At 49.7% G+C, this 14,992-nt stretch carries 7 protein-coding genes and 2 rRNA genes; all 9 read left to right on the forward strand.

The window, feature by feature from the left end:
• The 9 genes from dnaA (at window position 1) to K7G97_RS00045 (ending at window position 14,953) form a co-directional block, all read left to right on the forward strand.
• Window positions 1-1,392 carry a chromosomal replication initiator protein DnaA gene (dnaA, locus tag K7G97_RS00005; protein ID WP_223041086.1) on the forward strand — a complete coding sequence of 464 codons (1,392 nt, stop codon included), beginning with the start codon at window positions 1-3 and terminating at the stop codon, window positions 1,390-1,392.
• A 191-nt stretch (window positions 1,393-1,583) separates the two neighbouring features.
• Entirely contained in the window at window positions 1,584-2,717 is a 1,134-nt protein-coding gene (dnaN, locus tag K7G97_RS00010) for a DNA polymerase III subunit beta (protein ID WP_023469864.1), read from the forward strand.
• Window positions 2,718-2,879: 162 nt separating this feature from the next.
• Window positions 2,880-3,101 carry a S4 domain-containing protein YaaA gene (yaaA, locus tag K7G97_RS00015; protein ID WP_023469865.1) on the forward strand — a complete coding sequence of 74 codons (222 nt, stop codon included), beginning with the start codon at window positions 2,880-2,882 and terminating at the stop codon, window positions 3,099-3,101.
• A 1-nt stretch (window position 3,102) separates the two neighbouring features.
• On the forward strand, window positions 3,103-4,257 hold the full coding sequence (gene recF, locus K7G97_RS00020; RefSeq protein WP_023469866.1) for a DNA replication/repair protein RecF: 1,155 nt from the start codon (window positions 3,103-3,105) through the stop codon (window positions 4,255-4,257).
• 10 nt (window positions 4,258-4,267) lie between these two features.
• Entirely contained in the window at window positions 4,268-6,181 is a 1,914-nt protein-coding gene (gyrB, locus tag K7G97_RS00025) for a DNA topoisomerase (ATP-hydrolyzing) subunit B (protein WP_200864062.1), read from the forward strand.
• Window positions 6,182-6,208: 27 nt separating this feature from the next.
• Window positions 6,209-8,821: a DNA gyrase subunit A gene (gene gyrA, locus K7G97_RS00030; protein ID WP_035395430.1), complete on the forward strand. Its 2,613-nt coding sequence runs from the start codon at window positions 6,209-6,211 to the stop codon at window positions 8,819-8,821.
• A gap of 98 nt (window positions 8,822-8,919) precedes the next feature.
• Complete coding sequence (locus K7G97_RS00035; protein WP_223041087.1) at window positions 8,920-9,963, forward strand: HD-GYP domain-containing protein; 1,044 nt, start codon at window positions 8,920-8,922, stop codon at window positions 9,961-9,963.
• A 347-nt stretch (window positions 9,964-10,310) separates the two neighbouring features.
• Window positions 10,311-11,872 (forward strand): 16S ribosomal RNA (locus K7G97_RS00040).
• Between the two features lie 167 nt (window positions 11,873-12,039).
• A 23S ribosomal RNA gene (locus K7G97_RS00045) occupies window positions 12,040-14,953 on the forward strand.
• Together the 16S and 23S rRNA genes form the textbook arrangement of a ribosomal RNA operon.
• Window positions 14,954-14,992 lie beyond the last annotated feature (39 nt).

The raw sequence follows: 14,992 nt of genomic DNA on the forward strand, positions 1-14,992 counted from the left end.
ATGAAAAACGCTGCCGAACTTTGGCATAATGTCTTATCTGTGATCGAGGAAGAGGAACGAACACCGAAAGCTAGTTATGATATGTGGTTGAAATCCACAGAAGGCGTCACGCTAAATGGAACGACACTACTCGTTTCAGCACCAGCTGCGTTTACGGTGACATGGCTCGAGCGCCAGTACTTATCTTTACTCGAAGACACAGTTGAGGAAGTAACAGGAAGCCGACTCGATATTCAGTTCATTGAAGAGGGACAAGCGAAGAAAATGCTCGATCGACAAGAAGAGGAACGTATTGAGGCAACACCGACTCCGAAATCGCGTCCATCGAACATGCGGAGACCAACAGAGGAACTGACGATGAGTGAACTCGGACAATTGAATGAGAAGTATACGTTCGATACATTCGTCATCGGATCGGGGAACCGTTTTGCGCATGCCGCTTCACTTGCTGTTGCGGAAGCGCCTGCTAAAGCATACAATCCGCTTTTCATCTATGGTGGCGTTGGTCTTGGCAAAACCCATCTGATGCATGCCATCGGACAGTATGTTCAAGATCAAAATCTCGGGACACGGATTGCCTATGTCTCTTCTGAACGCTTTACGAATGACTTCATTAACTCCATCCGTGATAATAAGACGGTTGAGTTTCGAAATAAATACCGTAACATCGATGTCCTCTTAATTGATGACATCCAGTTCCTTGCGGGCAAAGAACAGACGCAAGAAGAGTTTTTCCACACATTCAATGCCCTGCATAACGACCAAAAACAAATCATCATCTCAAGTGACCGACCACCAAAAGAGATTCCAACGCTTGAAGATCGGCTTCGTTCACGTTTTGAATGGGGATTAATCACCGACATCACGCCACCGGATCTCGAGACACGGATTGCGATCTTACGGAAAAAGGCGAATGCGGAGCAACTTGACGTCTCAAACGAAGTCATGCTCTACATCGCAAGTCAAATTGATACGAATATTCGGGAACTCGAAGGAGCGTTAACCCGCGTTATCGCCTATGCGAATCTCGTCGGACGACCAATTGATCCAAATGTCGCTGCGGAAGCCTTGCATAACATCATGCCGGTCGCTGAACCGCGTAAAGTCACGATTCGTGACATCCAGGAGTCGGTCAGTAAGCACTTCAATTTACCATTTGATGATCTGAAGGCGAAAAAACGGACGAAATCGATTGCCTTCCCACGTCAAATCGCGATGTATCTCTCACGCGAGATGACGGAGAGCTCTTTACCGAAAATCGGAGAAGAATTCGGGGGACGCGACCATACGACCGTCATCCATGCCCATGAAAAGATCAGTATGTTGATCAAATCGGACGGGGAAACGGGAAAAGTCATCGAACAAATCAAACATGAATTGAAGCATTCATAAAACTGTGGATAAACATGTGGATAAAGTAGGGTGGTTATCCACAACTTATCCACACCGTTTTTGGCTTTATATCAAGTTATCCACCGACTTATCCACACTATCCACAGCCCCTAAGACTATTATTAAAAAAATATATTATTATGTTATGATGGGCGCATGCCCATTATTTTCGAGAGGAGTCTAACGACGATATGCATATCACCATTCAACGCGAAGCTTTAATTCAAGCAGTACAAGATGTAGCCAAAGCGGTCTCATCCCGCACGACGATTCCGATTCTGACAGGAATCAAACTCGAAGCTCATGGAGATGGTATGACGCTGACAGGAAGCGATACGGAAATCTCGATTGAACGGACGATCTATGCAGAAGAGAATGGAACATCTTATGTCACGGTTCACCGTGCAGGTAGTGTCGTCTTGAATGCCCGCTTCTTCGGCGATATCGTCAAAAAGATGCCAAAAGACGAAGTCACACTTGAAGTCTCACCGAACTTCATGACACGGATCCAGTCAGGAACAGCGGAATTCCATTTGAACGGTCTTGATCCAGATGAGTTCCCACGCCTTCCGCAAGTCGATGGGGGACAACGTTTCCGTTTACCGGCTGATCTCTTACGTTCGATGATTCGCCAAACAAGCTTTGCTGTCGCTGTTCAAGAAACACGTCCTGTTCTGACAGGTGTGAACTTCTCAGCCGATAAAGGCATCTTGACGTGTGTCTCAACAGATAGTCACCGTCTAGCCCTTCGTCGTGCTCAATTTGAGACAGATACAGATATCTCGTTCCAGAACGTCATCGTTCCTGGTAAGAGCTTAAATGAATTATCGAAGTTGCTTGGGGATGGTCATGTGGATATCACGATCACAAACCAACAAATCTTGTTCAAGATGAAGCACGTCCTCTTCTTCTCGCGTCTACTCGACGGAAACTATCCGGATACATCACGTTTGATTCCGGAAGAGTACCGGACAGCTGTCCGCATGAACGCGAAAGAATTGCTCCAAGCGATCGATCGCGCGTCACTGCTTGCACGTGAGGACCGTAACAACGTCATCAAGTTCGCAGCTGAAGGAACGACAGCGGTCGAGATCTCTTCACATTCACCAGAAGTCGGGAAAGTCTCGGAGCAAGTCAGCATCCTCTCGCTTGAAGGCGAAGAGCTAAAAATCTCGTTCAACTCGAAGTACATGATGGACGCCTTGAAGGCGCTTGACGCGACAGATATCGAAATCCAGTTCACGGGTTCGATTCGTCCATTCATCTTGCACCCAGTCGATCAAGATAACGTCCTGCAACTGATTCTTCCAGTCCGGACGGCGTAAGCATCAACACAAAATACGTGATAAGACGGGTTCGATCGTTTCGACATCGGACCCGTCTTTTTCGTATACCGTATATACGTTCGGGGATTTTGCTAAATCGTTCAATGTTTAGTACAATAAAGAGTACGTCATTTATAATATGTAGGTAGGAGGAGTCAATCCATGCAAGAAATCAGAATTACAACGGAATACGTCACATTAGGGCAGTTCCTGAAGCTATCGGATATCATCTCAAGCGGAGGACAAGCTAAACCGTTTTTAGCAGAGGTACCGATTCTAGTCAACGGCGAGGTCGATCAGCGACGTGGTCGTAAATTACGGGATGGAGACATCATTGATGTAGAAGACTACGGTCAGTTCATCATCAAGAACGAGGGCAACTAACGTGCGGCTGGATTCAGTCCGACTCAGTCATTATCGCAACTATGACGCACTCGAACTGTCATTCTCCGAAAAAACGAATGTCCTGATTGGTGAAAATGCACAAGGGAAGACGAACTTATTGGAAGCGATCTATGTTCTTGCTCTCGCGAAGTCGCACCGGACGACGCATGACAAGGAACTGATCGGTTGGGACCAAGAAACAGCGCGCGTCGAAGGACGTGTCGTCAAGCGGACCGGCTCCCATGTTCAAGAGATCGTCATCTCGGGTCGCGGGAAAAAAGCAAAGCTGAATCATCTAGAGCAACGACGCTTGAGTGATTATGTCGGGGCACTGAACATCGTTTTATTCGCCCCGGAAGATTTGCATATCGTCAAAGGCAGTCCACAAGTCCGCCGACGATTTCTCGATATGGAGATCGGTCAAGTCAGTCCGGTCTATCTGCATGAATTGAGCCAGTACTTGAAAGTGTTGAAGCAGCGGAACGCATTGCTGAAACAACTGTCCATGAAGGGAGGAGACGAGACCTTCCTTGATATCTTGACGGAGCAAATGATTACGCTAGCCGTTAAAATCGTTCAGCGCCGACATCATTTCATGGCCCAGCTCGAAAAATGGGCACGACCGATTCATGACGGAATCAGTCGTGGACAGGAAGAACTCGCGCTCATCTATCGTTCGGACACATTCGGCGACGAATTACTCGATGTCGAAGGAATGACTGCGTCCTACACGCGGAAGTTTGGTAAAATAAAAGAAAATGAAATCCGAAGAGGAGTTACGTTGTTTGGGCCACATCGCGATGACTTCGAGATGGAAGTCAATGGACGAAACGTCCAGACGTATGGTTCACAAGGACAACAACGGACAGCAGCCCTCTCGTTAAAGCTTGCGGAGATCGAATTGATTCATGAGGAAGTAGGGGAATATCCACTTCTTCTGCTCGACGATGTCTTATCCGAACTTGATGATCATCGTCAAACACATTTGCTCGATACGATGCAACAAAAGGTCCAGACGATCCTGACGACGACAAGCGTCGACGGGATTGCGCATGAAACGATCAACCAAGCGAAGTTGTTCCACGTGAAACAAGGGACGGTCGATTTGGAAGAGACATCATATAAAGAAACAGTAGGTGAGAAAACCGATGAGTAATCATGAAGATATGGAATTGGAACAAGGGTACGGTGCCGATCAGATTCAAGTACTTGAAGGATTAGAAGCAGTTCGTAAACGTCCAGGGATGTATATCGGCTCGACGGCATCAAAGGGTCTCCATCACCTCGTATGGGAGATCGTCGATAACTCGATTGATGAGGCGCTCGCAGGATACTGTGACACGATCAAGGTGACGATCGAACCAGGGAACTCGATCTTAGTCGAGGATAATGGACGCGGTATTCCAGTCGACATTCAAGAGAAGATGGGTCGTCCTGCCGTTGAGGTCATCCTAACAGTCCTCCACGCCGGTGGTAAGTTCGGCGGCGGCGGATATAAAGTATCGGGTGGACTACACGGTGTTGGGGCTTCGGTCGTTAACGCCCTGTCGACGAAACTTGAAGTATTCGTCAAACGGAACGAGAAGCTGTATTACCAAGCGTATCATCGCGGTGTACCAGCGCAAGATCTCGAAGTCATCGGAACATCAGAAGAGACAGGAACGACGATTCGTTTCTTCCCAGACGGTGAGATTTTCCAAGAGACGCTCGAGTATGACTATGATTTGCTAGCGACACGCCTGCGGGAACTTGCTTTCTTGAACAAAGGCTTGAAGATCATCATCACGGATGATCGTGCGGATGAGCCGATGACGCGTAGCTTCCACTACGAAGGTGGGATCAAGTCCTACGTCGAACACTTGAACCGTTCAAAAGAAGTCGTTCATGCGGAACCCGTCTATGTACACGGTACAAAAGACGGCATCGAAGTCGAAGTTGCACTTCAGTACAACGACGGATTTGCGTCAAACATCTACTCGTTCACGAACAACATCCCGACGCATGAAGGTGGTACGCATGAGACCGGCTTCAAGACAGCTTTGACACGGGTCATCAATGACTACGCGAAGAAGTTCGGTTTGATGAAGGATGCAGACGGTACGTTATCCGGTGAGGACGTACGTGAAGGAATGACAGCGATCGTTTCCGTCAAACACCCGAACCCACAGTTCGAAGGTCAGACGAAAACGAAACTCGGGAACTCCGACGCGCGTACGGTTACGGATTCACTCTTCTCTGGTGCATTTGAGCAGTTCATGCTCGAAAACCCAACGAATGCACGCGCAATCGTCGAAAAAGGGATGATGGCGTCACGCGCCCGGATGGCAGCGAAACGCGCCCGTGAACTGACACGCCGTAAAGGTGTTCTCGAAGTCAGTTCCCTTCCAGGTAAACTGGCCGACTGTTCGTCACGTGATGCATCGATTTCCGAATTGTACATCGTTGAGGGTGACTCAGCGGGTGGTTCTGCGAAATCCGGACGCGATCGTCATTTCCAAGCGATCTTACCGATTCGCGGTAAAATCTTGAACGTTGAGAAAGCACGTCTCGATAAGATTCTCGGAAGCAATGAGATTCGGACGATCATCACAGCACTCGGAACAAGTATCGGTTCTGAGTTCAATATCGAAAAAGCACGCTATCATAAAGTCATCATCATGACCGATGCCGATGTCGATGGTGCCCACATCCGGACACTCTTGTTGACGTTTTTCTACCGTTACATGCGTCCGCTTGTCGAGCATGGGTATGTCTATATCGCTCAGCCACCGCTATACGGGATCAAACAAGGGAAGAACATTACGTACGTGCATAACGAACGTGAATTGACAGAGGCGCTTGCAGCGCTTCCTGAAAACGCACGGTACGACATTCAGCGCTACAAAGGTCTTGGAGAGATGGATCCAGAGCAACTTTGGGAAACGACGATGGATCCAAGTGGTCGTCAAATGTTACGTGTCGAGCTTCAGGATGCGATCGAAGCAGATGAAGTCTTCGATATCTTGATGGGAGATCAAGTCGAACCACGACGCGACTTCATTCAATCACACGCACATTACGTCAAGAACCTGGATATTTAACGCTGAACAGAGAGGGTGGCCAGAAGCATGTCCGAACAAAATCACGGAATCATCAAGGATATTAATATCAGTCAAGAGATGCGTACGTCCTTCATGGACTACGCGATGAGCGTCATCGTCGCACGTGCTCTTCCGGACGTACGGGACGGCTTAAAACCCGGACACCGCCGGATTCTCTATGCGATGAACGACCTCGGTATTCGTGCCGATAAACCACATAAAAAGTCTGCCCGTATCGTCGGGGAAGTCATCGGTAAGTATCACCCGCACGGGGATTCTGCCGTCTATGACACGATGGTCCGCATGGCGCAAGACTTCAGCTACCGTTACGAACTCGTCGATGGACACGGAAACTTCGGGTCGGTCGATGGAGACTCGGCGGCTGCGATGCGATATACGGAAGCCCGTATGTCAAAAATCGCGATGGAGATCGTTCGCGATATCAACAAAAACACAGTCGATTTCAAAGATAACTACGATGGTTCGGAACGCGAACCGGAAGTCTTACCGTCACGCTTCCCGAACTTACTCGTCAACGGTTCGAGCGGGATCGCGGTCGGGATGGCAACGAACATTCCTCCGCACCAGCTCGGCGAAGTCATCGATGGTGTCTTAGCCTTGTCGCACGATCCAGAAATCACGATCCAAGAACTGATGCAGCACATTCCGGGACCTGATTTCCCGACAGCTGGTGAAATTCTTGGTCGGAGCGGGATTCGTCGCGCTTATGAAACAGGACGTGGCTCGATCATCGTCCGCGCGAAAGCAGAAATCGAACAGACGAAAAAAGACCGCGAACGGATCATCGTGACGGAGCTGCCTTATCAGGTCAACAAAGCCCGTCTCGTTGAAAAGATTGCCGATCTCGTTCGCGAGAAAAAGATTGAAGGCATCACCGATTTACGGGATGAGTCAGATCGCCGCGGTATGCGCATCGTCATGGAAGTTCGTCGTGACGCGAATGCGAGCGTCATCTTAAATAACTTGTATAAACAGACGTCGATGCAAACGACGTTTGGTGTCAATATGCTTGCGATCGTCGGAGGACGTCCGAAAACATTGACGCTCAAGGAAATGCTTTATCATTACCTCGAGCATCAAAAAGAAATCGTGCGTCGTCGGACACAGTTCGATCTCGAAAAAGCTGAAGCGCGTGAACACTTGCTCGCTGGTCTACGGATTGCACTCGATCATTTGGATGAAGTCATTCAAATCATCCGTGGGAACCGGACAGCAGACGCAGCACGTGAACAGTTGATGGAGCGTTTTGCGTTATCTGAGAAACAATCACAAGCGATTCTCGATATGCGCTTGCAACGCCTGACAGGTCTTGAACGGGAGAAGATCGAAGCAGAGTATGACGAAATCATGCAATTGATCGCGGAACTGAACCGCATCCTTGCGAGTGAGGAAGTCTTGCTTGATTTGATCCGGACAGAACTTGAAGAGTTGAAAGAACGTTTCAACGACGAACGTCGGACGGAAATCCGCATGGACCACATCGAATTCGAAGACGAAGATTTGATTCCGGAACAGGATATCATCATCACGTTGACAAGCAGTGGCTACATCAAACGGATGACGACGGATTCGTACCGGACACAACGCCGCGGCGGACGTGGGGTTCAAGGAATCGGAACGAACGACGAGGATTACGTCACGCGTCTCTTGTCTTGTTCGACGCACGATACAATCCTATTCTTTACGAACCGCGGAAAAGTCTACCGGATTCGTGGATACGAAGTACCAGAGATGAGCCGGACATCAAAAGGTGTGCCGATCATCAACCTCATTCAAATCGAACGCGACGAAAAGGTCGAGACGATGATTCCAGTCAACTTCAAACGTTATCTCGAGGAGCAACAAGCAACTGAAGCACCTGTCGAGGTGATCGAAGGAGAGATTGAAGAGACGGAAGAAACGCTCGAAACGGAAGAAGTCGTTCAAGATGAGCAAAAATCATTGATCTTCATGACACGTAAAGGACGCGTCAAACGTTCACCGTTGTCTGCGTACGCACGGATCAACAAAAACGGTTTGATTGCGATTCGATTGTTTGAAGACGACGAGTTGACATCGGTTCGTCTCGCATCGACGGACGATGAAGTCTTTGCTGTTTCAACAAGTGGGAAGGCGATTCGTTTCCCAATCACGAATGTCCGCTCGATGGGACGTGGCGCTCGTGGTGTCAAAGCGATGACGTTACGTCCAGACGATTTCGTCGTCGGGATGGAACTTGCACGTGATGCCCAAGATGTTCTTGTCATTACGGAAAAAGGATTCGGTAAACGGACACCGATGACCGAGTTCCGTAGCCAGTCTCGTGGTGGTAAAGGATTGATCGCGAGTAAGGTGACGGAACGTGTCGGTCAAATCGTAGCCATGCGAATCGTTGATGTTGATGATGACATCATGATCATGACAGAGAGCGGGATCGTCATTCGGACAGACTCGCAATACATTTCACGTGTCGGCCGGAATACCCAAGGGGTGAAGGTCATTCGAATTGAAGAAGGTGACCGTGTTGCAACGGTTGCGAAACTGAAACGAGAAGAAACTGATGAAATGGAAGAAGACACGGACATCGTGTCTGAAGAGAATGTAGTCGAATCGGATGCTTCAGAAGAAGCGGAAGAATAAGCAAGACGTCAGCAAGGAAGCAGCAGAGTGATACTACTCTGCTGCTTTTATCTACATATATCTACATATATAGAAAGAAGAGAAAGGAACGAAGCGATATGCGAGTGGCAAGTGACCAATTACGCATCGGGGATCGTTTAACCGAATCGATCTATTTACATACGGATCATCCGATCGTAGAAGCAGGGAAAAAAATAGGGACCGATGAGTTACGACGAATCCAGCGTTTCTTAATTAAGGAAGTCGTCATTGAAGATCGACCTGATTTCGGTGCAGATGAAGAAGTACAGATTGAAACGGTTGAAGCCCATGTAGAACATCCTTTTGAAGAATTCATTCGCTTTTACAATAAAGTCTTCATGTCGTGGGAACAGGGAATGAAGCCTAATGTATACGAAGCATTGAGCTGGGTCAAACAGTCCGTTCCAGAACGAATTACGAGACAAGATGTCTTACCATTCTTCCTAGAGCGGGGAACTGAAGCTTATACAGTGCGACATGCCATTTATCGAGGGGCAGTCGCTCAAATGCTGGCGGAAGCAGTCGGAAAAGAACGGAAAATGATTCATGAACTATGGACGGCGTCCTATTTTGCGGATTACGGACTAGCACGAATCATGGAATGGCGTCACACGAAACGATATGAAGCAATGCAACAAGAAATTTTTCAACGTCACCCGGCTATGGCGTATCAAGCCTTGCAAAAAGAGACGATCATCTCTGATACAGTCAATCGTTTAATTGTTCAACATCATGAACGGTTAGACGGAACAGGTTACCCTTTAAAGGTAAAAGGAGATAAGATCGCAGATCACACACGGTTATTCATCGTAGCGGATGTTTTTGCTGCAATGACGAGTTGGCGTCCGTACCGGGAAGCATATACGCCGTTTGATGCCTATCGTCATTTAAAAGCAAGACCGATGCAATATTGCTCAAAGTATGTACTATTGCTCGGACAATTACTTCTACCAATAGAAGTTGGTGATCGCGTACTGATGAGTAACGGAAAGATTGCAACCATTACGCGAAAGAATCCAGTCTTTGATCGGCCTGTCATTTCCTATGAAGAACAAGGACGGATGACGATCATTGATTTAATGGAAGAACGACAACATAGTATTATTCAGTTGATGGATTAATAGAGAATACACAGCCTCTTGAGCCGGAATCGTAAGGTTCAAGAGGCTTGTTCATGATTTTAAAAACAATTTTAAAATAAGTGTTGCACAATAATAAAACGCGTGATATATTATTACATGTCCTTAACAACGACAAGCGCTTGAAACAAATGAGAAAAACAATTTGAAAAAAGTTGTTGACTTCTTGTTTCAGACTTGGTATTCTAATTGAGTCGCCAAAACAGGCGCGGACGAACTTTGAAAACTGAACGATGAGGCAAAAATCGTATTCTACGGAATACAAAAACGAATGAAGCGCAAGCTTCGTCAATCGTGACTTCGGTCACAACAACGAGCAAGTCAAACACTTCATGGAGAGTTTGATCCTGGCTCAGGACGAACGCTGGCGGCGTGCCTAATACATGCAAGTCGAGCGCAGGAAACTGACGGAACTCTTCGGAGGGAAGGCAGCGGAATGAGCGGCGGACGGGTGAGTAACACGTAAGGAACCTGCCTCAAGGATTGGGATAACTCCGAGAAATCGGAGCTAATACCGGATAGTTCATCGGACCGCATGGTCCGTTGATGAAAGGCGCTCCGGCGTCACCTTGAGATGGCCTTGCGGTGCATTAGCTAGTTGGTGGGGTAACGGCCCACCAAGGCGACGATGCATAGCCGACCTGAGAGGGTGATCGGCCACACTGGGACTGAGACACGGCCCAGACTCCTACGGGAGGCAGCAGTAGGGAATCTTCCACAATGGACGAAAGTCTGATGGAGCAACGCCGCGTGAGTGATGAAGGTTTTCGGATCGTAAAACTCTGTTGTAAGGGAAGAACACGTACGAGAGGAAATGCTCGTACCTTGACGGTACCTTACGAGAAAGCCACGGCTAACTACGTGCCAGCAGCCGCGGTAATACGTAGGTGGCAAGCGTTGTCCGGAATTATTGGGCGTAAAGCGCGCGCAGGCGGCCTTTTAAGTCTGATGTGAAAGCCCCCGGCTCAACCGGGGAGGGCCATTGGAAACTGGAAGGCTTGAGTACAGAAGAGAAGAGTGGAATTCCACGTGTAGCGGTGAAATGCGTAGAGATGTGGAGGAACACCAGTGGCGAAGGCGACTCTTTGGTCTGTAACTGACGCTGAGGCGCGAAAGCGTGGGGAGCAAACAGGATTAGATACCCTGGTAGTCCACGCCGTAAACGATGAGTGCTAGGTGTTGGGGGGTTTCCGCCCCTCAGTGCTGAAGCTAACGCATTAAGCACTCCGCCTGGGGAGTACGGCCGCAAGGCTGAAACTCAAAGGAATTGACGGGGACCCGCACAAGCGGTGGAGCATGTGGTTTAATTCGAAGCAACGCGAAGAACCTTACCAACTCTTGACATCCCATTGACCGCTTGAGAGATCAAGTTTTCCCTTCGGGGACAATGGTGACAGGTGGTGCATGGTTGTCGTCAGCTCGTGTCGTGAGATGTTGGGTTAAGTCCCGCAACGAGCGCAACCCCTATCCTTAGTTGCCAGCATTCAGTTGGGCACTCTAGGGAGACTGCCGGTGACAAACCGGAGGAAGGTGGGGATGACGTCAAATCATCATGCCCCTTATGAGTTGGGCTACACACGTGCTACAATGGACGGTACAAAGGGCAGCGAGACCGCGAGGTGGAGCCAATCCCATAAAGCCGTTCCCAGTTCGGATTGCAGGCTGCAACTCGCCTGCATGAAGTCGGAATCGCTAGTAATCGCAGGTCAGCATACTGCGGTGAATACGTTCCCGGGTCTTGTACACACCGCCCGTCACACCACGAGAGTTTGCAACACCCGAAGCCGGTGAGGTAACCGCAAGGAGCCAGCCGTCGAAGGTGGGGTAGATGATTGGGGTGAAGTCGTAACAAGGTAGCCGTATCGGAAGGTGCGGCTGGATCACCTCCTTTCTAAGGAAAACGTCCCTTACGGGACATGCCCATCGTTCAGTTTTGAGAGCTCGTCTCTCAGTCTCGATAGAGACACTCGCACCTTGAAAACTGAAGACATCAACAAGACATCAAACTTTTAATTAACCATGTCATTTAAGACGTGTGTTCTTAGAATACCAACGCTAGATCAAGGTATGAAGGGCGTACGGTGGATGCCTTGGCACTAGGAGCCGATGAAGGACGCGACGAACAGCGATATGCTTCGGGGAGCAGTAAGTATGCTTTGATCCGAAGATTTCCGAATGGGGGAACCCACCATCCGTAATGGGATGGGACATGTTACGTGAATACATAGCGTAGCGTGAGGCAGACCCGGGGAACTGAAACATCTAAGTACCCGGAGGAAGAGAAAGCAAATGCGATTCCCTGAGTAGCGGCGAGCGAAACGGGAACAGCCCAAACCGGAGAGCATGCTCTTCGGGGTTGTAGGACACTCTATACGGAGTCAAAAAGGAAGACAGTAGGTGAAGGACCTGGAAAGGTCGGCCGAAGAAGGTGACAGCCCTGTAGCTGAAACTGTTTTCCCTCCAGAGTGGATCCTGAGTACGGCGGGACACGTGAAACCCCGTCGGAATCCGGGAGGACCATCTCCCAAGGCTAAATACTCCCTAGTGACCGATAGTGAACCAGTACCGTGAGGGAAAGGTGAAAAGCACCCCGGAAGGGGAGTGAAATAGATCCTGAAACCGTATGCCTACAAGTAGTCAGAGCCCGTTAACGGGTGATGGCGTGCCTTTTGTAGAATGAACCGGCGAGTTACGATAACGCGCGAGGTTAAGCCGATGAGGCGGAGCCGTAGCGAAAGCGAGTCTGAACAGGGCGTTCAGTGCGTTGTCGTAGACCCGAAACCAGGTGATCTACCCATGTCCAGGATGAAGGTCAGGTAACACTGACTGGAGGTCCGAACCCACGCACGTTGAAAAGTGCGGGGATGAGGTGTGGGTAGCGGTGAAATGCCAATCGAACCTGGAGATAGCTGGTTCTCCCCGAAATAGCTTTAGGGCTAGCCTCGAGGTTGAGAGTTCTGGAGGTAGAGCACTGATTGGACTAGGGGCCCCCACAGGGTTACCGAATTCAGTTAAACTCCGAATGCCAGCAACTTATACTCGGGAGTCAGACTGCGAGTGATAAGATCCGTAGTCAAGAGGGAAACAGCCCAGACCGCCAGCTAAGGTCCCAAAGTGTATGTTAAGTGGAAAAGGATGTGGCGCTGCCTAGACAGCTAGGATGTTGGCTTAGAAGCAGCCACCATTCAAAGAGTGCGTAATAGCTCACTAGTCGAGTGGCGCCGCGCCGAAAATGTAACGGGGCTAAACATACCACCGAAGCTGCGGATTCCGTAAGGAATGGTAGGGGAGCGTTCCAAACCGCTGTGAAGCTGTACCGGAAGGAGCAGTGGAGCGTTTGGAAGTGAGAATGCCGGTGTGAGTAGCGAAAAGAGGGGTGAGAATCCCCTCCGTCGAAAGCCCAAGGTTTCCTGAGGAAGGCTCGTCCGCTCAGGGTTAGTCTGGACCTAAGCCGAGGCCGAAAGGCGTAGGCGATGGATAACAGGTTGATATTCCTGTACCGCCGATCCACCGTTTGAACAATGGGGGGACGCAGGAGGATAGTGACGCATGCGGATGGAAGTGCATGTGCAAGTTTCAAGACCGTCTGATTGGCAAATCCGTCAGGCATCAAAGTCAAGGAACGATGCGGAGTCCCGTAGGGACGTAGGTCACGATTTCACACTGCCAAGAAAAGCCTCTAGTGAGGGGGAAGGCGCCAGTACCGTAAACCGACACAGGTAGGCGAGATGAGAATTCTAAGACGCGCGGGATAACTCTCGTTAAGGAACTCGGCAAAATGGTCCCGTAACTTCGGGAGAAGGGACGCTCTACATGAGTAGAGCCGCAGTGAATAGGCCCAAACGACTGTTTAGCAAAAACACAGGTCTCTGCTAAATCGCAAGATGACGTATAGGGGCTGACGCCTGCCCGGTGCTGGAAGGTTAAGGGGATGGGTTAGCGCAAGCGAAGCTTTGAACCGAAGCCCCAGTAAACGGCGGCCGTAACTATAACGGTCCTAAGGTAGCGAAATTCCTTGTCGGGTAAGTTCCGACCCGCACGAAAGGCGTAACGATTTGGGCACTGTCTCAACGAGAGACCCGGTGAAATCATAGTACCTGTGAAGATGCAGGTTACCCGCGACAGGACGGAAAGACCCCATGGAGCTTTACTACAGCCTGATATTGAGGCTTTGTGCATGATGTACAGGATAGGCGGGAGACGTCGAGCCCGGAGCGCCAGCTTCGGAGGAGTCACCCTTGGGATACCGCCCTTCATGCATAGAGTCTCTAACTCGCAGCCGTGATCCGGCTGGAGGACCGTGTCAGGCGGGTAGTTTGACTGGGGCGGTCGCCTCCTAAACAGTAACGGAGGCGCCCAAAGGTTCCCTCAGAATGGTTGGAAATCATTCGTAGAGCGCAAAGGCAGAAGGGAGCTTGACTGCGAGACCTACAAGTCGAGCAGGGACGAAAGTCGGGCTTAGTGATCCGGTGGTTCCGCATGGAAGGGCCATCGCTCAACGGATAAAAGCTACCCTGGGGATAACAGGCTGATCTCCCCCAAGAGTCCACATCGACGGGGAGGTTTGGCACCTCGATGTCGGCTCATCGCATCCTGGGGCTGGAGTAGGTCCCAAGGGTTGGGCTGTTCGCCCATTAAAGCGGTACGCGAGCTGGGTTCAGAACGTCGTGAGACAGTTCGGTCCCTATCCGTCGTGGGCGCAGGAAATTTGAGGAGAGCTGTCCTTAGTACGAGAGGACCGGGATGGACGCACCGCTGGTGTACCAGTTGTTCCGCCAGGAGCATCGCTGGGTAGCTACGTGCGGACGGGATAAATGCTGAAAGCATCTAAGCATGAAGCCCCCTCCAAGATGAGATTTCCCTTTGAGTAATCAAGAAAGACCCCTCAGAGACGATGAGGTAGATAGGTCACGGGTGGAAGCATGGCGACATGTGGAGCTGAGTGATACTAATCGGTCGAGGCCTTGTTCTAGCAGATGCATTGTTGATGACTTCAGTTTTGAGGGCGCGA

Origin of the sequence: Exiguobacterium acetylicum (assembly GCF_019890935.1) — a bacterium.
In the GTDB taxonomy this organism is placed as follows: domain Bacteria; phylum Bacillota; class Bacilli; order Exiguobacteriales; family Exiguobacteriaceae; genus Exiguobacterium_A; species Exiguobacterium_A abrahamii.